Here is a 21,453-nt window from a genome sequence, read left to right as displayed (position 1 = left end):
GTGTGGACCACCGACAAGGACGGCATCATCCTGGCGTTGCTGGCCAGCGTGATTCTCGCCGTCACCGGGGCCACGCCGTCGCAGCGCTATCAGGAGCTGACCGAGAAATACGGCGCCCCGCTGTACGCGCGGATCGACGCGCCGGCCGACCGCGAGCAAAAGGCGCGGCTGGCGAAGCTGTCGCCTGACCAGGTCAGTGCCACTGAGCTGGCCGGGGAGCAGATCACGGCCAAGCTGACCACGGCGCCGGGCAACGGTGCGCCGCTGGGCGGTTTGAAGGTGACGACGGCCAATGCCTGGTTCGCCGCCCGGCCGTCGGGCACCGAAGATGTGTACAAGATCTACGCCGAGTCGTTTAGCGGGTCTGAGCACTTAGCCGAGGTTCAGCGAGAAGCGCAAAAGGTTGTGGATACAGTCATTGGGTGACCCTCGCCACTCGACGTGCCCGCTTCGGCGGTTGGAGTCGTAAATCGGCGAGGCTGCCGCGCGAAGCCTGGGTGCTGATCGCGGCGAACGCAGTGGCCGCGCTCGGCTACGGTGTGGTGTCGCCGGTGTTGCCGGCGTTCGCCCGAACGTTCGGGGTGAGCCTCGGCGCGGTGACGTTCTCGATCACAATTTTTTCGGTGATGCGGCTGTTCTCCGCCCCGCCCACTGGACTGCTGGTGCAGCGGCTGGGGGAGCGGCTGGTCTACGTCGCTGGGTTGCTGATCGTGTCGGTGTCCACCGCCGCAACCGCGTTCGCTCAAACCTATTGGCAGCTACTGGTATTCCGAGCGATCGGGGGCATCGGGTCCACGCTGTTCTTCATCTCCGCGTTGGGTCTGATGATCCGGATCAGCCCGCCCGACGCGCGCGGGCGGGTCGCGGGGCTGTTCGTGAGCTCATTTCTCATCGGCTCAGTCGCGGGCCCGCTGGTGGGCAGTCTCACCGCAGGTTTGGGGCTTAAAGCACCGTTTATCATCTACGGGGTTTCGGTGCTGATCACCGCGATCGTGGTGTCCTTCAGCTTGCGCCGCTCGACGCTGGGTGCGCCCGCCGAGCACGCTGAGCCGGCGGTGACGGTGCGTGCCGCGCTTCGGCACCGCGCATACCGCGCGTCGCTGGTGTCGAACTTCGCGACAGGCTGGGCGGTGTTCGGATTGCGAATGGCCATCGTGCCGCTCTTCGTCTCCGACGTGTTGGCCCGCGGGCCACGGATGACGGGTTTGGTGCTGGGGATGTTCGCGCTCGGCAACCTGCTCGTGGTGTCGCCCAGCGGCTATCTGTCCGACCGGATCGGCCGGCGCAGCCTGGTGATCGGCGGGCTCCTCGCCTCCGGGGTGGCGACCATCTGGTTGGGCGCGGCATCATCAGTGCCTGTCTTCCTGGTCGTGGCGTGCGTGGCGGGCGCGACCTCGGGCGTGTACTCCTCGCCGCAGCAGGCCGCGATAGCCGACATCCTGGGCAGCACCGCGCGCACAGGCACCGCGGTGTCGACCTTTCAGATGATGGTGGATCTGGGCGCCATCGTCGGTTCGTTGTCGGTGGCTCAAATCGCTGAACACCTAAGCTACGGATGGGGATTCGCGATCAGTGGGATCGTGCTACTGGCCGCCGGGGTGGGTTGGATGTTCGCACCGGAAACGCGGGTGGAGGGTCACACGCCGCCGCCCAGCGAATGGGAGACCGGGACCGCGTCGGAACTGGCCTGAGGTTCTTGATGGCTGAGGTCCACCGGATCCGACCGCGATCAGCGATCGTGGTGGGTGCCGGCATCGTGGGGTTGTCGACGGCCTGGTTTCTGCAAGAGCACGGGGTCTCAGTGACCGTGGTCGATCGCACCGGCGTCGCGGCGGGCGCCTCGTGGGGCAATGCCGGATGGATCGCGCCGGCGCTGAGCGTGCCGCTCAACGACCCGCGAACATTGCGATTCGCGCTGCGATCGGTGTCGAATCGCGATGCGCCGGTGCGGATTCCGCTGAGCACCGATCCGACTCTGTGGAGATTCCTGCTGTGGTTCATTGCAAACTGTCGGGAGTCGTCATGGACGAGCGCAGTGCGGGCGAACCAGACGCTCAACGACGAGTGCATGGCGGCCTACGACGAGCTGGTCGCCAACGGGGTGGACGCGTCGGTCAGCGACGCGCCGATCACCGCGTTGTTCCGCAATTCGGCAGAGGCCGAACACCTGTGGGAGCAGCTGCAACGCTTACGCGACGCCGGACAGCCGAGCTCCACCACGGAATTGACCGGTGCGGAGTTGCGCGAGCAGGTGCCGCTGGCTTCGAGCGACGTGGCCGTCGGCGTCCGCATCAACGGTCAGCGATTCGTCGATCCCGGTCGGTTCGTGCACGCGCTGGCGAGCTCGGTCGTCGAACGGGGCGGGTCGCTGGCCACCGCCGACGTCACCGACGTGCGGACCGCGGGGCACGGCATCGCGGTGCAGCCCCGTACTGGTTCTCCGCTGACGGCCGACGTGGCGGTGATCGCGACCGGCGCATGGTTGCCGAAACTGGCACGCAGCTGGATTCGGGTTCCGGTGCAGGCCGGCCGGGGCTACTCCTTCACGGTGCCCGTGGAGCGCCCGGCTTTCGGGCCGATCTACCTGCCGGATGTGCGGGTGGCATGCACACCGTTGGAGGGGAAGCTGCGGGTCACCAGCATGATGGAGTTGCGTCGTCCCGACGCCCCCGTATCGGCTGGCGTCGTCGACGCGATTGTCGATGCGGCGGGTGGGTTCTTCGACGGGGTTCGCTGGGCGGAGCGCGACGAGATCTGGGTTGGCCCGCGCCCGCTGAGTCCCGACGGGCGTCCGCTGGTCGGACCGGTGCTGGAGAACCGCATCTTCGTCGCGGGTGGGCACGGCATGTGGGGCATGAAGCAGGGCCCGGCGACCGGTCGGCTGTTGGCCGAGCAGATCACCATCGGCAAGCAGCCGGCAGGGCTGCGCGACTTCGACCCGCTGCGCTAGCGCGATCGCGCGCTACCCACGCTGGATGATGGCGCCTGATCAGCGACTTTGAACGCTGGCAGACCGTGGTGTAGCTTCGATGGGCACAACATCTGGGGCTATGGCGCAGTTGGTAGCGCACCACACTGGCAGTGTGGGGGTCAGGGGTTCGAGTCCCCTTAGCTCCACCAGGAGAAACCCGCTTTGAACTGGTGTCCGAGCGGGTTTCGTCGTTTGCGGATGTTGACGGGGCGAACACCGTTTGTCCTAACTTTGTCCTACCGCGCTTGCCGAGAACACCGCCGACGCAGCGGTCAGGCGGTCGTCGGTGACCCGCCCGTAGACCGCCTGTGTCATGCGTTCGGTGTTGATCGGAGTGTGTTTGAGCTCGAACTCCAGGTCACAGTGTGATGAGTGACCAAGGCTTTTGGTGCCGCGTAGGCAGCCAAGGCCGGCGGGACGATAATGCCGCCGAAGGATGCTACATCGACCAGGTTTCCGATGCCGCCAGCATGCCCGTTAGCGCTTGTCAGCGGATAGTTCGGCGCCGATGAGGATGTTGAGTTTGACGATGGGATCGAGTGTGTAACCGGTCATTTCGTTGAACCGTCCGATCATCGTCGCCTGTGTTCTTGGACCGCCGGAATGGACGACCGGTCCCGCGCGGAGTGCTTGGGCTTCAGTGGACTCCGACTGCGGACAGCGATTCCAGATCGACGATCACCTGTGCGATACGTTCGACGATCGGGTATGAGACCGAAGTTTGTTGCATGTCCGGTTGGAGCCGCCCCGGGACGGCGGTGACAAGCCAGATGATGTAGGAGTAGAAGGGTTGCTGTCGGTAGGCGAGCCACGCTTCGTTGAATGAGGCAGGGCTGCCGCCGTATTCGCCGAGGCGGTCGAGGTAGTACGCGAGCAGCTCCTGCTCCCAGCGACGACGGTCCTCGACGGTGAGTATCGACGCGATCAGATAGGACACGTCGTAGGACCAGTGCCCGAAGAGACTGCACTGCCAATCGGTAATGCCGACCCTGCCCGCGGCTGTCCGGTAGGTATTGCCGATGTGAGTGTCACCATGCAGGAAGGTTGCGGGGCGGTTGCTGGCGAGATCTAGAGAGACGTTGAATGCCCGCCACATTTGAGCGTGGTGATCGCGTACCGCCCGGGGAAGCCTGTCTCCGAGCGTGCGGACGGCACGCCCGGAGGCCTTCTCGAGTTGCACGAAGGTCTTCAGGACGGCGCCGTATTGCGCTGGGTTCTTGGGTTGGGCAAAGGACGCTTTCAATTGGGTGCGCTCCCAGGCCCAGCCGTGTAGCGCCGCGAGCGTCTCCAGCAACTGCAGGGCATCGTCTTTAGACACCGTGCTGGATGGCGACAGAAACTGCGCGCCCTTGGTCGCGCTGACGTCTTCGAAAAGGCCGATCGACCGCCACGAACGATCGTCGACACTGGCGAAGTAGCCTGCGGGCGTTTCGATCTGGATATGAGGACGCACGAGGTGGATGAAGTCGCGCTCGTTGTGCAGCAGGCCGGGTGCACCCAGCAGCAACCGCTGCGCCATGGTGGTCGTCGTCTTGGCGAAGAGGTGTTCAGGAAGTGCGCGGGCGGTGCCGGCAGCGTTGTAACCAACAGTCAGGCCAGCGCGACTGGAGGTGCCGACGCTCTCACTTGCGACCCGTACCGATTCGACCCGCGTCCCGGGGACCCGACAAAGGGCCGAGCTAAGCCACTGAGGCGAGATGTCGGCAGGGGAGCGGGGGACATCTGCCGACGTCGAGGCCACTGGGCGACGGATACGCTCACGGGTCAGATGGCTCGCGACTTTCGCGGCGCTCAATGCAAGCCGAACGCGCGGGAATTTGAAGTCGGTCATTATGCCCTCCTGATTGGATCGCGGTGGGCTTGTCGCAGAACCACAGCTGGCACGGCGAAACCTAGGAAGACGTCTGGCTCTCGTTTCTGCGGCCTTCGGTAAATGCGTGAGCGCGTTTGCCGTGGCGGTCTTGTTTGCGCAGCTCCTTGAGGAGGGCCTGGGCGGCGTTCTTACCGGGCAGGCCGTTGATTCCGGCGATCGGGTGGGTACCCGACCCGGACAGGAACAGCCCAGGCACCGGTGTGCGGTAGCCGGCCAGACCGGGTGCGGGGCGACGGGGCCCGAAGCGGGTGATGACCGGATCCACGTGGTACACGTTGCCGTCGATGGCGAAGAACCGCTCGGCGATGTCGGGTTGAGCCAGCGGGCGGCGGGCAACTTCGAACTCGTCGATGCCGCGGTAGTAGTGCGCGCTGTCACGGATCACGGTCGCGGTGATCTCATCACGCGCGGCGTCCCAGCCGATTCTAGGATCTGCCGGAGTCAGGCCGGTCCAGAACCAGAACATGTCGCAGCCCGGCGGGGCCATCGACGGGTCGAACGCGGTGGGCGCGATCGCCAGCCCAGGCACATGGTCGGGCACATCGCCGCGCGCACAGGCGCGGGCGGCGGCCAGTGTTTGCTGATAGTCGTGGTAGGAGTTGCAGGGCAGCCGTAGATCCAAACCGTCCCCGCGCCACTTTTCATGCGCCGGCATGGTGATGGCGCCTTTGAGGGCGAGGTTGAGCTTGTAGTCGCTGATACCGCGGCCCTTGGTCGGGATGTGATCGACCCGGTTCTGCATCGTCTCGGTGAGAATGCCTTTAGGCAGCAGGTACTTCAACACGGATGCGGGGCTGAACGCGGTCAATACCGCTCGGCGGGCATGGATTTCCTCGCCGCCTCGGACTCGCACTCCGGTTACCCGACCCTTGGTCACGATGAGCTGCTCGACCGGGGAGCTGGTCCGTACACGTCCGCCGTGCTGTTGGAGGCAGGCGATGAGCGCTTTGGGTAGCGAGCCAGTCCCGCCTTCGAACATCGCGACGCCGTACTTGGAGAGCACGCCGAGGTAGATCAGCGCCCAGCCGCCCAAGTCGGCGTTGAAGGGCATAAACGGCAGTCCGATGAGCAGCGCGGCCTTAATGACGTCGCTCTCGAAATACTCATCGACGGCCTCGGCGTGCGAGGACGTTGCCCAGTTCGCGATGGCGAGCAACTCGCGCCGTCCGCTGAGAGCCGCCTTCACTGTCTTGAAGATGGCTGAAGGCGCTGGGCGAATCGGGCTGGTGTTCATCAATGGCAGTCCGATTGCGACCGCGGCGTCGATGACCCGGTACAGATCGAGCAGCTTCTCGGCGTCTCGTGGTGAAAAGTGCTTGAGTTCATCGGCGGTGCGGCGTGGGTCTCGCCACAATGCGAGCGACGAGCCGTCGTAGTTCAACTGCACGTGGGCGGGGTCGATGACTCGCTGTCGTAAGCCGTAGCGGGAGCTGAGTTGTAGGTCTTTGTCGATTGTTGTGGTGCGGAACAGTGATGCTTGTAGCGAGGCCTCGTTGATCAGATATTCCGGCGCTTCGGGTGCCATGGGGTTGGTCGACGTCATCCCTCCGGGGGTCTGGTAGGCCTCGACCACCAGCACGTCAAGCCCGGCCTTGGCCAGATAGGCCGCCGCGACCAGTCCGTTGTGGCCTGCTCCTGCTACCACCACATCTGCAGAGTTCATCCCGCTGCCCATATTTTCAGTCCTCTGTTGTTGGATGGCGTTCGGGGACGAACGCCGCTTAGTGTGATTCGACTGATGCGCTCGCTCGGGCGCCCAGCACCGCGATCGCCTGGACAAGCAGGCAGCCCGACGCCATCGTCAGGAGCGCGGCCGCCCACAGGACGGGTCTGGTGGCCTGTGCGTTGAGCGCGCTGAAGATTGGCCAGCCGACGGCGATGCTGCACGCAATGTCGGTGAACATGCCGAGCACGACGACCAGCAGGAGTCCTACGCCGCGGAAGAGCTGCGGGGCTGCCAGCAACACGGTTGCGACCAGCATGGGTCCGCCGGCGTTGATGAACATCCAGTAGAGGGGAAACCCAAGAAGTTCGAAAGGCGGATTGCCGTAGTAGTAGTAGAGGCCGCTGTGGATGATGGGTTGCTCGATCAGAGCGTCGAGCACGAAGAACGCGATGAACCAGGTCCAGGTGGAACGGATGCTCACCCCGGTGCGCTGCATGGAGCGGAACGCGAAATACGGCACGGCGCCGAAGAACACGATGTAGACGAACAATCCCCACCACGGCACCGGGCTGAACGTAGTGAAGGCGACCCATTGGCCCGGGCGTGGATACCAGACCAGCCCGAGCAGGTCGTCGACCGGCTCGTTCAGATAACACACCGCCCCGCCGAACAGCAGAGCGAGCAGCAGAGGCGACCGCGTCCGCTGCCACTCCCACAGTGCGTAGAGCACCACCCCGGCAAGGATGGCACCGGCGAGCACTGTGGCGACCAACTGCGCGGTCTGCGGGTAGCCGAGTCCCTGCGGTGGGACCGGTAAGTCGAATACCTCGAGGGCAATTGGCGGTTGTGCCATGGACATCTGGTGTGCGCCTCTCGCGTTCGAGTCAGGTGCTGTTCCCGGAGCATGTGGTGAACTGAACGGTTCAGTCTACTACTTTACTCATCCGGTTTCGCGCGGTCAACACGTTGAAACCACTGGTCAGGTCCCCGAAAGCGCCAGGCGCCCGTGGCTGAGCGTGCTGCACCGCGCCGCCGTGGGTGCTGGCCGTGTTCAGGAACTCGGTTGCAGGCGGCGTCCCACGGTGAGCGGCTCAAATCGGCTGGGGTTCAGGGTCATCGGCGTGTAGTAGCCGGGGGGTGCGTCGCACACCAGAGGGATCGCATTCGCCACTCGCATCCCAGTCGCCACCACCGCGCCGGCGAGGCTGTTCCCCGGGTCCCAGCGGACCGCGTTGTCGCCGGTGTCGAACCAGAAATCGGCATGGACGCTGTTAGAGCCATGGACCTTTGCGCGGTACCCCCCGCGCCGATCGTGCCCGTCCCGCCGGGAGGGTCCGGCCATTCCGAGGGCCACGGGTCGTTGACCGGATCGCCAGCGATCCTGATGTATTCGTGCCAGATGACTCATGGTGTGCCGTCGACCAGGAATTCGATCATGCAGTGCAAGGCATTGATCGTGCCCTTTTCGATCGACAGCGTGCGATGTGTGGCTGTCGATTGGTCGCCCGTGAGTTCGAAGGGACTGTCGGCGACGGCGACGTCGCTCGAAATCCGAATGTCATACTCGCGCAGACCAATCGCTTGCGCCACGAGGCGGGCGCTGGGAGACCACAAATAGGTGGCGATTTCCTCGACGTCGTCAGAAGAGAAGTCTTCCGGCTTGCGTCCGTACCCGAATCGCGCAAGGAGAAGCGCATCCTTGTAGGTGGAGATGTCGAAGTGCTCGTGGATTTCCACGGCGTCGACATCTCGGACTGCTGTGGCGAGGAATGCCGGCAAGACATCGGTGCAAAAGCCTGGGTTGATACCCCCGAAGTAGAACGTGGCCTGTCCGGCTTCGGTGGCTTGGGTGATCTTTTCGATCGCCGCGGGCATCAACGGTGGGTAGGCCAGCGCGGTGGCAGATCCGTTCGATACGTTGACCCCTGCTCGCAGGATGCGGCAGATCTCCTCGACCATGTCATCAATCCCGAAATGGTCGGATGCGTTGAAGCAGACGCAATCAGCGCCCAAGGTCAACAATTTATCGACGTTGCGCGTGGCCGTGACACCCACCGGTTCGACACTGCACAGCTCGCCGGCGTCGCGCCCCTCCTTGGCTTCGCTGTAAACACGTACACCGACCAGTTCTAGGTCTGGATGCGCGATGATGCCGTGTAGTGCCTCAACGCCCACCTCGCCGGGCCCGATTGGATGACCTTGTATCGGTTCGTCATGTTCGTCCCACTTCCTCGTCCGGTCCGGTTGGTCCGTCGTTCTGAAGGGTCTGCTGCTGTCTCGGTGAGCGCTCGTCGTTTTCACTGAGATGACCCCATCGACAGCGCACCTAGGTCAACTCGGCGCGCTGGTTATCGCGTCCACCGTGTCGTGGTCTTCGATGGCCTGGGTAATCCGCCCGATGATCGCCAGCGAGTACTCGTCGGGTTGCATGGCCGGGGCCAACCGCGGTGCGCCGATCGTGTAAAGCCAGAACGCCAGGCCGTGCAGAGAATGCGGGCGATATTCGTTCCATGCCTGCTCGAAGCTGAGCACTGCGCCACCTGCGTGGGCGAGGCGGTCGGTGTACAGAGCCAGCAGGTCGCGTTCCCAGGCGCGGCGGTCGTCGATGTCAAGTGCTGATTGGACCGCGTAGCAGTAGTCGAGCGCCCATCATCCACGAGCGGTACCTTGCCAGTCGTATAAGCCCATCCGTCCGGAGCTGTCGCGGAACCAGTTGCCGGGGTGGGGGTCTTGGTGCAGCAGCGTCTGCGGTCGCCGGGTGTGCATGGCCAGGCTCTTGTGGAAGGACGTCCACAGCTTCGCTTTTTGGGCTTGCACCGAACCCGGGATGACGGCCTGTGCGCGATCGAAGCCGATGAGGCTTTGGCGTCGGAACGCAATCGTCTCATCGAAGTTGGTCTGGAAATCCTGTGCGGTCCGAAGACCGGCCTCACTGCGCAGCTGCGTGTTCTCCCAGAAAGTTCCGTGCAAGATGGCGAGTTGGGCGACCATGTCTTCGGCCTCGGCACGTGTCAGCGTCTGCAGAGCGTCGCCGAAGGTGGCACCTCGTGTCTGCCCGACATCCTCGGTCAGGATCATCGATCGTTTGGAGCCGGGGTCGACGGCCGCGTAGTAGCCGATCGGGCTGTTGAGGCTCAGAGCGGGACGGCACTCGTTGTAGAAGAAGCATTCGTTTCCCGCGGCGCCCGTCAGGCCCAGCACGAACCGATTGGTGAACCGGGGAGTCGACTTGGTGAAGATCGCCGTCGGCAGCCCGGCCGAGGCGCCGACGTCGTTGTAGGTGAGGGTGATGCTGCGCCGCGCACTCGATCCGTCGCTGCCGCCGCCGAGAGCCAGGCCCGTTACCCGCGCTCCCGGGAAGCTTGCGCATAGTGCAGCGGTCATCCATTCCGGAGTGAGCCGCTCTGCCGAAGCGGGGACGATCCCGAGCTCGGTCGGACGTGATGAGTGTCGCGCCCACTCCCACGCGACGTGCGCGGCGACAGAACAGATACCTCCGACCAAACGCGCCTTGGGCAGGACCCGGTGCCCGACCATGAGGCCTCCTCAGCTGCGACGAGCCCGCCGACCCGACCCCAAAAAAACTGAACTAAACCGTTCAGTATGATACCTTGGATGTGTCCTGCGACACACGTCAACGTGGTGTGCGCCAGACGGGCGGTCCGCCAGGGAAGGGAGCTGATGACAACGATGGCCGAAGTCAATCTCGAGGATCTCGATCTCAACGACGCTTCGCTGTTCGTTGACGGACCCCCGCACGAATTGTTCGCACGGATGCGGGCCGAATCACCGGTGTTATGGAACCGCCCGACGGATCGCAATGACGGATTCTGGTCGGTGACCGGGTACCACGATGCGCAGTCGGTGATCAGCGACTGGAAGGGCTATTCATCGGCGCGCCGCGGCATCTTTCTGGAGGAAGAGGGGATTCTGCCCAAGGAGTTCACGCAATTCCTGTTCAGCATGATGGACCCGCCGGATCACGACAAACACCGCATGCTCTTGACGAAGGTGTTCACCCCACGGGCGGTTGCTCAGCGCGAAGGGGACATCCGCGCCGTCGTCACCGGGCTGCTGGACAAGGTCATCGAGCGCGGTGAATGCGACTTCGTTCGCAATGTCGCAGTGGAGTTCCCGTTGGTGGTCACCTCCAACATGCTCGGTGTCCCGGCATCCGACCGCGGCAAGCTCTTCGACTGGACCAACAAGATGGCCGACGTGTCTCTGCCGCCGGAGGAAGGCCTGCAGATGATGCAGGAGATGGCTGGCTACCTTGTGGGACTGGTTAATGAGCGTCGATCACGACCCACCGACGATCTGCTCTCACGGCTGATCGGGGCCGAGGTCGACGGGCAGAAGCTCAACGACATCGAGATCGTCGTGCATTTCGCGCAACTGATGGCCGGCGGGAACGAGACCACCCGCAACGCATTCGCCGGCGGGCTGTTGGCATTGATCGAAAATCCCGAGCAACGTCAGGCACTGCAGGATGACCCGGCGTTGATCCCAGGCGCAGTCGAGGAAATCCTGCGGTGGCACACCCCGATCATGCACAACGTGCGCACCGCCACCGAAGACGCCGAGTTGCACGGAGTCCGCATCGAGGAAGGTCAGCGACTGGCGTTATGGCACGTCGCCGCCAACCGCGATGCCGCGATCGTGCCGGACCCAGACGTGTTCGATGTTTCTCGAAAAGGCGTCAAGCACATGTCGTTCAGCGGAGGCCGGCACTTCTGCCTGGGCAATCAGCTGGCACGGTTGGAGTTGCGCATCTGCATCGCCGAAACGTTACAGCGGATGCCCGACGTGCAACTGGCCGGACCGGTGGGCCGTTTCCCCAATAACACCTTTCACTGGATGACCAGCATGCCGGTGGCCTTCACGCCGGGCGCGGTGTCACGGCCATGACCGACAGTGTCACCGACCTCGCTGCCCATCTGGGCGATCCGTGGGACCCGTTGCATAACCACAGTGCGCCGCACCTGCACTGGTCCACCGACAACCTCGGCGAGGCCGCGCCCGGGGTGCTGACACCGCTGGGCTGGTCGTTATGGCAATCGATCGGCGAACGGGCGTCCCGCGAGGCGTTGTACCGCCTTGGGGCGCTCCACAGCTCTGAGCGGGGTGCTCCACAGAACCCGGACGAACGCATACTGCGGATCTTTTTCGGCCGGGTAGCGATGCAGGTGGAGTTTCTCTCGACTCTTGGTGACCGGATGCCGGGAACGACCGGGCAAAACGTCGTGCGCGCTATCTTCGGCCGCGTTCCCGAGGACATCGAATTCCGACCCACGCTTCGCCGCTATCCCGCTGTGGCGCTTCGGTTTCCGGCCGTGTTCCTGACGGTCCCTCGGCGGGTCCGGTCGCTGGCCGCCGACACAGACGCGTGGTGGAGGCGGTCCACCGAGGAGGTGCAAATGGCCGACCTGGCCACCGCGACCGCCACCCTGAGCGACGCCGCCGATCACTTTTACGGGACCTTGACCCTGCACACGACATGCCTGATGGGTGTGGTGCAGCCCATGTTTGACGCCTTGTCTTCGGTCGCCGGGCGCGCCGGAGTCGACGACGTCGCGCTCTTGAGCGGATCCGGCGGTGCGGAGATGGCGGTCGTGGGCGACATCTGGCGAGCCTCCCGCAACGAGATCCCGCTGGCACAGGCCATCGCCAACCACGGATTCCACGGCCCAGGCGAGGGGGAGTTGTCCAGCAGAGTCTGGCGAGAGGACGACACCGGAGTTCGGCGGTTGCTGAGCGAGTACGCCACACGATCCGAGTCCGACAGCCCCCTTGCGCAAGCCGCGCGGCGCGACACCCAAGCAGAGGCATTGCGCCGCAAGGTGCTTGGGGCTCTGCCGCGCGCCCAGCGCGGTCCAGCCGCGCTGGTGCTCAAGCTCGCCGCAGCGCGCATTCCACTGCGCGGAGTGGGTAAGCGATCGTTTCTGCAGTCGTTGGATGTGGCCCGGGCAGCCAGCCGACGGATCGGAGAATGCCTGTTCGCCGAGGACCGGCTCAACGATGCCGAGGACGTCTTTTATCTGACCGTCGATGAATTGACCGGCACGCTCCCCGCCGACGCGTGGGACTTGGTGAGCGCGCGACGCGAGCGTCGAGAGCTGTACCGCTCGGTGCGGATCCCGTCGTTTTGGCGCGGCCAGCCCTTGGCCGTGGCGCCGACACCGGTCGACAAGGCTCTCGACGATCCGGCGGCTGAGCCCGGCGTCGTATCCGGTATCGGAGTCAGCGCCGGAGTGGTCGAAGGCGTGGTGCGCGTAGTCACCGAGCCCGACTTCGGCGAGGTGGAAAGCAACGAGATCCTCGTCGCCCCCACCACAGACCCCAGCTGGTCGTCGATCATGTTCGTCTCGAAGGCTCTGGTGGTCGACATCGGCAGCTCACTGAGTCACGCCGCCGTGGTCGCTCGTGAGCTGGGATTGCCGTGCGTGGTCAACACCCGTGACGGCACCCGGCTTCTGCGCACCGGAGATCGGGTGCGCGTCGACGGCACCGCCGGGACCGTGCAGATCCTCGAGCGCGCTCAAGCCGCCACGGCCGGCGATGAGGACTCCGGCAGTTCATGACTCAGACCACACGAAAGGAATCCGCGGTGTCATTGCCGACCCAGCCCGGATCGACTGACCTGCTGCTGCCCATCGGCGAGCGCGGCGACGGTACGAATCCCTACACGGTGCACACGTACTATTTCGGCTTCACTATTCCCGGAGCAGGAATCGGGGCCTACCTCTACTTCCGTGCCCAGCCGGCATTCGGGCTGTGCCAAGGCGGCCCGGTCATCTTCCGCGGGATGGACAACACCGAATTGCTTTCCGCCGAATACCACGACTACCGGGCGACAATGCCGTGGCCGACAATTGCCGGCACCACCCTGACGACCGACGGTGGCTACGTCATCGACTGGTCCGAGCCGGGCAGACTGGCCAGGTTGCGGTATCGCAGCCCCGATGGCGCGGTGTCCTTCGACATGGAACAACGGGCTATCACCCCGTTGATCGCACGTGGACACATCGTGCCCGGCGAGGACGATCACCACTCCGGTGCTGGCCGCCAATCCGGGGGTAGCGAGCAGTTCATGCACGTCACTGGCGAGCTGAACCTCCGCGGGGAGCGCCTGGACATCGATTGCCTACACGTGCGCGACCGGTCGTGGAATCAGGTGCGCACCGAGGAGCCCGGCGGGGCCCGCCCGCACCCGCCCCTGGGCTGGACACCGGTGTGCTTTGGCGAAGACCTGGCACTGCAAACAACCAGCATCGAGCCCGAAGACACCGATCCGGCGTGGAAAGGCCTCTACACATTGGACGACGGTGCAGAACCGTTCTTCAACTCCTGGGTCGTGCGCAACGGCGAGCCACGGAAGCTGGTGTCGGTGCGCCGGACGGTGCATCGGTATCACCCCGTGCTTCACTCCGCAGTCGAACAAGAACTTGAAGCCGTCGATGAAACCGGGGAGCGGTACCACCTCCATGGCGAAGCGTTGGCCCAGACGCCGATGCACTCCTGGCCCAACATCGCATTCCGCGACTCGGTGTACCGGTGGACCGATCTATTAGACAGCGCCCGGCGGGTGACCTACTGCACCTATCAGGAAATCTTCTACGACGCCTACTTCAGGGGACCCCGTCATGTCCGCTGAGAACTACCTACTGCCGCTGCAGGAATCCGCGACCGCCGGACCTGACCAGGTCGGCGGTAAGGCGCTAGGCCTGGGGAAACTGCTGAGCTTCGGGCTTCCGGTACCGCCCGGATTCGTGGTGACAGCTGACGCCTACCGAGCATGTGTCCGCGAAGCCGGAATCAGCACGCAAATCGCGGACGCCGTTGCCACCGCGACCAACGCCAAGAAGGCATGGTCAGCATCCGAGACGATCGGGCGACTGTTCAACGATCACGTTCTCATCGATGCGCTGGCTGACGACATTGAGCGGCACTACCAGAGCATGGGCGACATCGCGGATTGCCCGGTTGCTGTGCGGTCCAGCGCAACTGCCGAGGATCTGGCCGACGCCTCATTTGCGGGTCAGCAAGACACCTATTTGTGGATCTGCGGTGCCGACGAAGTCAAGCGGCACATCGTGCGCTGCTGGGGCAGTCTTTTCACCCCACGGGCGATCCAATATCGCGCACGGCTGGCAGTCGTATCTGAGGACCTCGCGATGGCCGTAGTGGTACAGCAGATGGTGCCCGCCGCGGCGGCCGGAGTGCTGATGACGCTGGAGCCGGTCACCGGTGATCGTGACGTCATCTACCTCGAGGGCACCTACGGCTTGGGCGAGGGCGTAGTGCGCGGCGATGTCGGAGTCGACCGCTACTGGGTAGCCAAAGCCTCGACTAGGTTGCATCGTTCAGAAATTGCGACCAAGGCGCGGGCGCACCGCGTCGATACCGACAGCGCCGTCGTGCAGTTGCAGGACGTCGACGAGCAGCTGCAGAACGAGCCCTGTCTCAACGAGCCCGAAGTCCTCGAACTCGCCGCGCTTGGGCAACGCGTCGAAAAGGCCTTCGGCGCACCGATGGACATCGAGTGGGCAATGGACGACGCACGTCGGGTGTATCTAGTCCAGGCCCGACCGGAGACAGTGTGGAGTCGTCGGCCTGCGCCGGCGCCGGACTCGACGTCGGCAGCTGCTGAGGCGGTGGAACCGACGTTGCCGCCGATATTCGCCGAGAGCTGGAACCCACTGCACGATTGCAGTCCCGCCGATGCCCACTGGACGACGACCAACGTCGGCGAGGCGATGCCCGGCGTGCTCACACCATTGTCCTGGTCGGTGTGGCGGCCAACCGGTGCCGCTTTGGCGGAACTGGCTTATGCCGTCGGGGCGCTCAGTGAGTCCGAACGTCGCGAACTGAGCCATCCGGACGGTCAACCCATGCGAATCTTCTACGGCCGCGTTGCATTTCAACTGGAGTTCTTCGCGCTGCTGGGCGACCGACTGCCGGGTACCACAGGGCCGGAGGCAGCGAAGAGCCTACTTGGCCGCATCCCCGACGACTTGCACTACAAGCCGACCGTGAAGCGTTATCCCAGCATCGCGTGGCGCTTCCCCACCACCTTCCTGAAGGTACCCAAGCAGGTGCGCACCGCGGAGGCCGAAACCGCCGCGTGGTATCAGCACGCGATCGCCACCGTTGCCGACCTCGACATCGCTGCGGCGCTGCAATTGCTGATCGAGGCCCGGACCCGGCTCGTCCACTTGGTTACCCTGCAATCCACCGCCGTCATCGCGGGCCTGCAGCCCGTCTACGACGCGCTCGACGCATTAATCGCCAAGGCCGGGGTCGGCGATGTCGCCACACTCAGCGGCGGTGCCGGCGCGGAGATGATGGGCGTGGTCGGTGATCTCTGGAAAGCCTCGCGCCGCGATCTGGACCTGCAAACAGTCCTGCGTGAGCATGGATTCCATGGGTACATGGAAGGCGAGTTGTCGAGCACGGTGTGGCGCGAAGACCCGGCTCCGCTCAAGCGGCTGCTCACCGAGTACGCCCGCCGACCTGCTTCGGACAACCCCCTGGTGCGGGAGAAGCAAAGGCAAGAGGAAGCCGCGCGACTGAGGCCGGCGCTGCTGGCAGCGCTGCCCGCAACCCAGCGTCCACTCGCCCGCGCGGTGCTAGCGCTGGCACGGCGGCGACTACCGCTGCGCGGTGTGGTGAAAGTGTCGCTGCTGCAGGCCTTCGACGTCGCGCGGGCCGCTGCGCGCCGAATCGGCACTGAGCTCCAATCAGACGGGCGCCTCCGCGATCCCACGGACGTCTTCTACCTCACAGTCGACGAGCTCACCGGGGCGTGGCCTGGTGACGCCCGGGCGCTCGTGGCGCGTCGCCGTGAGCGTCGAGCCGCCTACCAGCGCATCGGCATCCCCAGTGACTGGACCGGCACACCCCCCGCGTCGGTGCGCGATGTCGAGCTCGATGGCGACACAGTTCTCAGCGGTATCGGGGTGAGCGCCGGCACGGTCGAAGGCGTGGTGCGGGTAGTCACCGATCCAAGCGAACAACTCGGCTCCAACGAGATCCTGGTGGCCCCCACCACGGATCCGAGCTGGTCCTCAATCATGTTCGTCTCCAAAGCGCTTGTCGTCGACATCGGTGGCGCGCTCAGCCACGCCGCTGTGGTGGCCCGTGAGCTAGGTATCCCCTGCGTGGTCAACACACGCTCCGGAACCCGGTCCTTACGCAGCGGCGATGTCGTCCGAGTCGACGGCAAGGCAGGAACGGTCGAAGTCCTCACACGCGCATCGGATGCGCAGGAAGAAGTCCAGCATGCAACTCAGTGAAGCGGGGCCGCCCGCACTCGCAGGCAGCGAGGAATACCCCTTCGCTGGGCCCAATCCGGGCGGCGGCTGGTGCGAGAACTACGCGCTGGTCGCCAACGACCCGGTCCGGGGCATCAACCTGTGTCTCTACCTGGGCCGGCAACCCTTCGACTTGTCGGTCTGGCACGAGATTCTGCTGCTGTCGTTGCCGGACGGACGCATCCAGGTATGGAAATCCGCCGGCCGCGGCCGCCTCCAGGACGGCGGCGGCGACATGGTGACCTTCCGATGCACCGACCCGGGGCGTCGGTGGGCCGTTGCATTGGACGGCTTTACCTGGGAAACCACCGCTTCGCAGCTCGAGGCGGGTCCATTCAGTGACGGTCCATGGACACGCACCACACTGGAACTGGACTTCGAGGCGGCGATGCCGCCGTGGATACTCGGTAACGACGACCTGGAAAACGCTTGGGAACACAGCCATTACGAGCAGCTGGGTCGGGTGCACGGCATCGTTCGGGTCGGCGACGAGGAATGGACGTTCGCTGGGACTGGCCACCGAGACCACAGCCGGGGTCCCCGCGACTACCGCAGCGTTCTCGACCACGCGTGGGTCAACTGTCTGTTCCCCAGCGGACGTGGCTTCGCGCTCTATCGAATGCGGGTCCCGGACGGTTCGGACGGCGTGGCGCTGGCCGCGGTGTATGACGGCGAGGCTCTGCGCCCAGGGACAGTCATAACCATGCCGATGCTGGCTGAGACCGACGATCACGACCGCTACCGGCTGCAGCTCGACGTCAACGGCGCTGCCATCTGCATCGACGCAGAGATACTCAGCGCGGTCGGCACCGTGTCGTATGTGACCCCTAACCATATGGCGATCGGCGCGCTGTCCCACCCGCGAGCTTGCCAGGTGGTGCGCGAGTGCAGTACGCGCTTCAGCTGGGACGACGAAGTGGCATTCGGACACACCCAACGCAGCGGCCCGCGCCGTTAGCTGATGTCGCCGGAAGCGACGCGAAGCTCGTCACTGGTAACCAACCGGAGACAGGACGAAAGAAAGAAGGACCAAGATGTTTCAGGCTGGATACATTGAGCCGCCCACCGAATTGGTGGCCTATAACTGGGCGGAGCCAGCGTTCTGCGGGTTGATGGGCACAATAGTTCTTGCTGCTGTGATCTGGGCTGTGGCCAAGCGCGAATGGATACTAGTGGTCCTTGCTGCGGCCGCTGGCGTTTCCTCGTTGATCGAACCGTTCTACGATTACGTCGGCGGGGCATGGTGGGCGACGAACCTGACCACCAGCTTCACGAGTTTCGACGGCCGGATCTTCAGCCCGTTCTTCTTCCCGCTGGGCTACGCCTGCTGGATAGGGCTCGGGTCCTACGCCGCGTACCGGATCTTCAGCAAAAAACCCCGCAAATCCAACATCCTCACCGGTTTCGCGGCGCTTGCCGTCGCCGAGTCGGTTCTAGAACTTCCATGGATCCACAGCCACCTTTTCGAGTACTTCGGCCCGCAGCCATACAAGCTATTCGGTTACTCTCTCGTCTGGTGCGCGATCAATACCTCGGGCCTCGCTCTAGGGGGTTCCGTCCTCGTTGCCATCCAGTCGAAACTGCAGGCATGGGGAGCGCTGCGGGCCGCCGTTGTGCCATTCCTCGCGATCGGTTGGTACTTCGCCTGCGCCTGGCCGCTCTGGTTCGGGTATCAGTCAAGCGCCTCGATCCCCGTACTTTGGGCCCTCGGCACCCTCACAATCGCCATAGCGGTCACGCAGATCTACCTCCTCGCCGGCTATGTCTCATCGAGGCCTCAGCTAGCGACTACTGCGCCGGCCGACTCCAGCATCCACGTCCCGGCCCGCGCCTGAAGCACCGAATCGGAGGTGCCTCGGAGACCGCCTCAGCCGCACCCGTCCGACCCTGGGTCGTGCTCAGCGGCGGTCTCCACCGGCCCCACCTCAGTCGGGCCGTCTTGGCAGAACAGGCCGTAGAGCAACACGTCAAGTATCCGATCAATGGCCGAATCCACGTCCATCAACCCCGGCTGGACCAGCCGGTCGGCGGCCCAGTGGGGCGCATTGATCAAGCTGACCGCTGCCACCGTCGGGTTGACCTCGGCGCGAACCACACGCAGCTCCTGAGCAAGTTCGACCAGCGCCCGCAACCGTTCCTGCAGCGAATGTTCCCAATCCCGGTAGCGCACACTCACATCGGCCGGCAGCTCATGATCGGTGGCGCAGAGATCGAAGACCGTGCGGTGGGCCCGCATATTGACTGAGCGCTCGGTCCACAGACGGAGCAGGATGCGGACGCGCTCGACCGAGTTCGGGTGGCGCACCGCCTCGTCCAGGTCCTCGTCCATGTGCTGGGTCCACTGATCAATGATGCCGACGAGGACGTCCGCCTTACTGTTGGCGTGCGCATACAGAGTCGCCTTCGAGATCCGCAGCTTGTCAGCAAGATCTTGCATCGTCGAGGACCGGTAGCCGCGCTGTCCGAACAGCTCAGCAGCGACGTTGAGAATCGTCTCGCGGCTCGGTGCGCGCAACCTCCGATCACGGGCGGCATCAACCGGTTTGGGCGCACCTGCCGCAGTCGTGATCATCTGGGTCCTTTCCGCGCTGGACTCTAAGTGTGACGACGCGGCGCCAGCGCGATCCGACCGGGATGCCTCTCCCCGAAGACCGAGAAATCGAAATACTAGACTGGACCGACCAGTTTAATATACCGTGGCGTAGCCCGCGTGCTCGACACGCAGTCAGGAGCATCAATGACGAAGACCACCATTAGCATGCCGATGCTCAACACGCCACTGGGAGAGTTGCCAGAAATGGCGAAGCGGGCCGAAGACGCTGGCTTTGACGGTGTGTGGTCCTACGAGTTTTGGCGCAACCCCTACATCGGCCTGGGCGGGCCGGCCCTCTCCACCGCCAAGATCACGCTCGGTACGGCGATTGGTACCGCGTTCAGCAGGACGCCGTGGGACATCGCTAATCAGGCGGCCGACGTCGACGAGCTGTCAGGCGGTCGGCACATCCTTGGCCTGGGAACGGGCGCGCCGGAATTCCTCGGTACGTTCCATGGAATCGACTACCCTGCCAAGCCGCTGTCGCAATTCAAGGAATTCGTGGAGGGCGTCCGCGCGAGTTGGCGCTACCTGTCGACAGGAGACGTCACCGCATTCGACGGCGAGTTTTACAAAATCAGGCCACCTCCGGTCAATCCGTGGGGACGACGATCCCTCGCCAGGGCAGACATCCCCATTTACATGGCCGGAATGCAGCCGCGAGCAATCCAGGCTGCCGGAGAACTCGCCGACGGATTAATCGGCGTGCTGTACACGCCAAGCTTCATCACCGATGTCGCCCTGCCGAATCTGGAGGCCGGTGCACGTCGCGCCGGACGTGACCCCGCCGGCGTGGACCTTGTGGGATACACGATTTGCAGCTGTTCCACCGACCGCGCAGAGGCAAAGCGACGTGCCCGGATCCAGGTGGGCATGTACGTGGGGGGCTCCACCCTGGTCGACCGTGTCGTCGCCGCGCACGGCCTGGTCGACGACCAACTCGCGATACGACAAGCGTTAATGACCGATGGGCCCGATGCGCTGGAGCGGGTGACCAGCGACCGACTGGTCGAGACTTTTAGCATCTCGGGAACACCCGATGAGTGCCGCAAACAGATCGAGCCGTACCGGGCGGCACTGGCCAATCGAACGGTGTTGCTCCACACGCCTTATGTCCCGCCGTTGTCTCGGGAGGAGAGTGCGGACGCATTCTGGTCGATCACCGAGGCTTTCGGTTCGTGAGACGTCGAATTCGTTGCGGCGCTGGGCGCTGGTGAGGACGGAGGACCTTATGACCAAAGTGTGTGCCGGCGCGATCCCCGCTGGAGCCACTCTCGATGCCAGCGATCCTGGCTTCTACGCCGAATCAAACCGGTCGACGTTTGTGCACATCCATCGCACCCACCCCGTCTACTGGGTCGACGCGAAGTACACCGAGCCGTTTTGGAACGTGTGCTGTCACAACCTCATCCGAGAGATCGGCCAGGACAGCGACCTGTTCACCACTGAGTTCGGAGTGCATCTCAATGCCGCCGCGTTCGACGTCAAGGACAGTTCGTCGACATCCGACGGGCTCACGGCCGCTTTGCCGGTTGCTCTGCGGCCCGCGAACGTGCTCGATGCCGAGAACCATCGACGTGTGCGCAACCCGATCAACGCGCATTTCCGGCCGCGGGCTGCACTGGATTTAGAATCCGTTGTCCGGCAGGCAATTCGCGGCATTCTGGATGGTATCGAGCCCGGGCTTGAGGCAGATTTCGTGCCGACGTTTGCCACGCGGGTACCGCTGCTCGTGACGACCCAACTGCTCGGCGTGAGTACCGACCGCGAGCACGATTTCCAAACCTGGGCCAATATCATTCTGGAGTCGTTTGAACCGGGTGCTACGCCCGACTTTGCTGCCATCGGTGAGATGGTGGCCTACTTCTCCTCTGAGGTGGCCGCCCGTAAGCGGGCGCCGCGTGACGACTTAATCACGCAGCTGACCCAGACCCAACTCAACGACGATGAAGTCGTGATGTGGTGCTGGCTGTTGCTGGTTGCGGGATTGGAGACCACCGGCAACCTGGTCGGCGCTGGACTCGATCTGCTACTACG

The 21,453-nt window shown here is 64.3% G+C and carries 18 protein-coding genes, 1 tRNA gene and 1 pseudogene; 12 read left to right on the top strand and 8 right to left on the bottom strand.

From position 1 onward, the window contains the following. From WAN02_RS05280 to WAN02_RS05265, 4 genes and pseudogenes are all read left to right on the top strand, one after another. A pseudogene (locus WAN02_RS05280) lies at positions 1–426 on the top strand (phosphoglucomutase, alpha-D-glucose phosphate-specific); the annotation flags it as partial. Continuing rightward, positions 423–1,691: an MFS transporter gene (locus WAN02_RS05275; protein WP_422263124.1), complete on the top strand. Its 1,269-nt coding sequence runs from the start codon at positions 423–425 to the stop codon at positions 1,689–1,691. The pseudogene WAN02_RS05280 and the gene WAN02_RS05275, both read left to right, overlap by 4 nt. 8 nt (positions 1,692–1,699) lie before the next feature. Next, positions 1,700–2,950, top strand: a complete 1,251-nt coding sequence (locus tag WAN02_RS05270; RefSeq protein ID WP_422263123.1) for an NAD(P)/FAD-dependent oxidoreductase — start codon at positions 1,700–1,702, stop codon at positions 2,948–2,950. A gap of 94 nt (positions 2,951–3,044) precedes the next feature. Continuing rightward, a tRNA-Ala gene (locus tag WAN02_RS05265) sits at positions 3,045–3,120 on the top strand. A gap of 488 nt (positions 3,121–3,608) precedes the next feature. Here the strand turns inward: WAN02_RS05265 and WAN02_RS05260 are convergent. From WAN02_RS05260 to WAN02_RS05230, 7 genes are all read right to left on the bottom strand, one after another. Further along, the gene (locus WAN02_RS05260) at positions 3,609–4,802 is read right to left on the bottom strand and encodes an aminoglycoside phosphotransferase family protein (protein WP_422263122.1); all 1,194 of its coding nucleotides are present in this window, start codon (positions 4,800–4,802) and stop codon (positions 3,609–3,611) included. 61 nt (positions 4,803–4,863) lie between these two features. Continuing rightward, positions 4,864–6,507: a phytoene desaturase family protein gene (locus WAN02_RS05255; RefSeq protein WP_422263121.1), complete on the bottom strand. Its 1,644-nt coding sequence runs from the start codon at positions 6,505–6,507 to the stop codon at positions 4,864–4,866. 58 nt (positions 6,508–6,565) lie between these two features. Further along, positions 6,566–7,363, bottom strand: coding sequence for a hypothetical protein (locus WAN02_RS05250; RefSeq protein WP_422263120.1), 798 nt, complete (start codon positions 7,361–7,363; stop codon positions 6,566–6,568). A 198-nt stretch (positions 7,364–7,561) separates the two neighbouring features. Beyond that, positions 7,562–7,852: a hypothetical protein gene (locus WAN02_RS05245; RefSeq protein WP_422263119.1), complete on the bottom strand. Its 291-nt coding sequence runs from the start codon at positions 7,850–7,852 to the stop codon at positions 7,562–7,564. Positions 7,853–7,914: 62 nt separating this feature from the next. Then, a complete protein-coding gene (locus WAN02_RS05240; protein ID WP_422263118.1) occupies positions 7,915–8,685 on the bottom strand; it encodes a hypothetical protein in 771 nt (256 codons plus the stop codon). Between the two features lie 156 nt (positions 8,686–8,841). Beyond that, positions 8,842–9,042 carry a hypothetical protein gene (locus WAN02_RS05235; protein WP_422263117.1) on the bottom strand — a complete coding sequence of 67 codons (201 nt, stop codon included), beginning with the start codon at positions 9,040–9,042 and terminating at the stop codon, positions 8,842–8,844. A 117-nt stretch (positions 9,043–9,159) separates the two neighbouring features. Continuing rightward, complete coding sequence (locus WAN02_RS05230; RefSeq protein WP_422263116.1) at positions 9,160–10,047, bottom strand: phosphotransferase; 888 nt, start codon at positions 10,045–10,047, stop codon at positions 9,160–9,162. A gap of 144 nt (positions 10,048–10,191) precedes the next feature. On the opposite strand from WAN02_RS05230, the gene WAN02_RS05225 reads away from it, so the two are divergent. The 6 genes from WAN02_RS05225 (at position 10,192) to WAN02_RS05200 (ending at position 18,658) form a co-directional block, all read left to right on the top strand. Further along, positions 10,192–11,418, top strand: a complete 1,227-nt coding sequence (locus WAN02_RS05225) for a cytochrome P450 (protein ID WP_422263115.1) — start codon at positions 10,192–10,194, stop codon at positions 11,416–11,418. Then, positions 11,415–13,091, top strand: coding sequence for a PEP-utilizing enzyme (locus tag WAN02_RS05220; protein WP_422263114.1), 1,677 nt, complete (start codon positions 11,415–11,417; stop codon positions 13,089–13,091). Before WAN02_RS05225 ends, WAN02_RS05220 begins: the two co-directional genes overlap by 4 nt. Next, a complete protein-coding gene (locus tag WAN02_RS05215; RefSeq protein ID WP_422263113.1) occupies positions 13,088–14,164 on the top strand; it encodes a tyrosine protein kinase in 1,077 nt (358 codons plus the stop codon). The genes WAN02_RS05220 and WAN02_RS05215 overlap by 4 nt, the downstream gene beginning before the upstream one ends. After that, positions 14,154–16,805, top strand: coding sequence for a PEP/pyruvate-binding domain-containing protein (locus tag WAN02_RS05210; RefSeq protein WP_422263112.1), 2,652 nt, complete (start codon positions 14,154–14,156; stop codon positions 16,803–16,805). Before WAN02_RS05215 ends, WAN02_RS05210 begins: the two co-directional genes overlap by 11 nt. Next, positions 16,792–17,781, top strand: a complete 990-nt coding sequence (locus tag WAN02_RS05205; RefSeq protein WP_422263111.1) for a hypothetical protein — start codon at positions 16,792–16,794, stop codon at positions 17,779–17,781. Before WAN02_RS05210 ends, WAN02_RS05205 begins: the two co-directional genes overlap by 14 nt. Positions 17,782–17,857: 76 nt before the next feature. Next, positions 17,858–18,658 carry a hypothetical protein gene (locus tag WAN02_RS05200; protein ID WP_422263110.1) on the top strand — a complete coding sequence of 267 codons (801 nt, stop codon included), beginning with the start codon at positions 17,858–17,860 and terminating at the stop codon, positions 18,656–18,658. 32 nt (positions 18,659–18,690) lie between these two features. Here WAN02_RS05200 and WAN02_RS05195 read toward each other — a convergent pair whose 3' ends face one another. Continuing rightward, positions 18,691–19,395 (bottom strand): TetR/AcrR family transcriptional regulator, encoded by a 705-nt coding sequence (locus WAN02_RS05195; protein WP_422263109.1) that lies wholly within the window; start codon positions 19,393–19,395, stop codon positions 18,691–18,693. 165 nt (positions 19,396–19,560) lie between these two features. Here WAN02_RS05195 and WAN02_RS05190 point away from each other — a divergent pair, with 165 nt between their 5' ends. Then, complete coding sequence (locus WAN02_RS05190) at positions 19,561–20,598, top strand: LLM class flavin-dependent oxidoreductase (protein WP_422263108.1); 1,038 nt, start codon at positions 19,561–19,563, stop codon at positions 20,596–20,598. Between the two features lie 49 nt (positions 20,599–20,647). Continuing rightward, a partial coding sequence (locus WAN02_RS05185) for a hypothetical protein (protein ID WP_422263107.1) occupies positions 20,648–21,453 on the top strand: 806 nt, incomplete at its 3' end.

The organism is Mycobacterium sp. (genome assembly GCF_049281135.1).
In the GTDB taxonomy this organism is placed as follows: Bacteria; Actinomycetota; Actinomycetes; order Mycobacteriales; family Mycobacteriaceae; genus Mycobacterium.
Note: the sequence above shows the minus strand (reverse complement) of the source record. Positions and strands in the feature narration are given on the sequence as shown.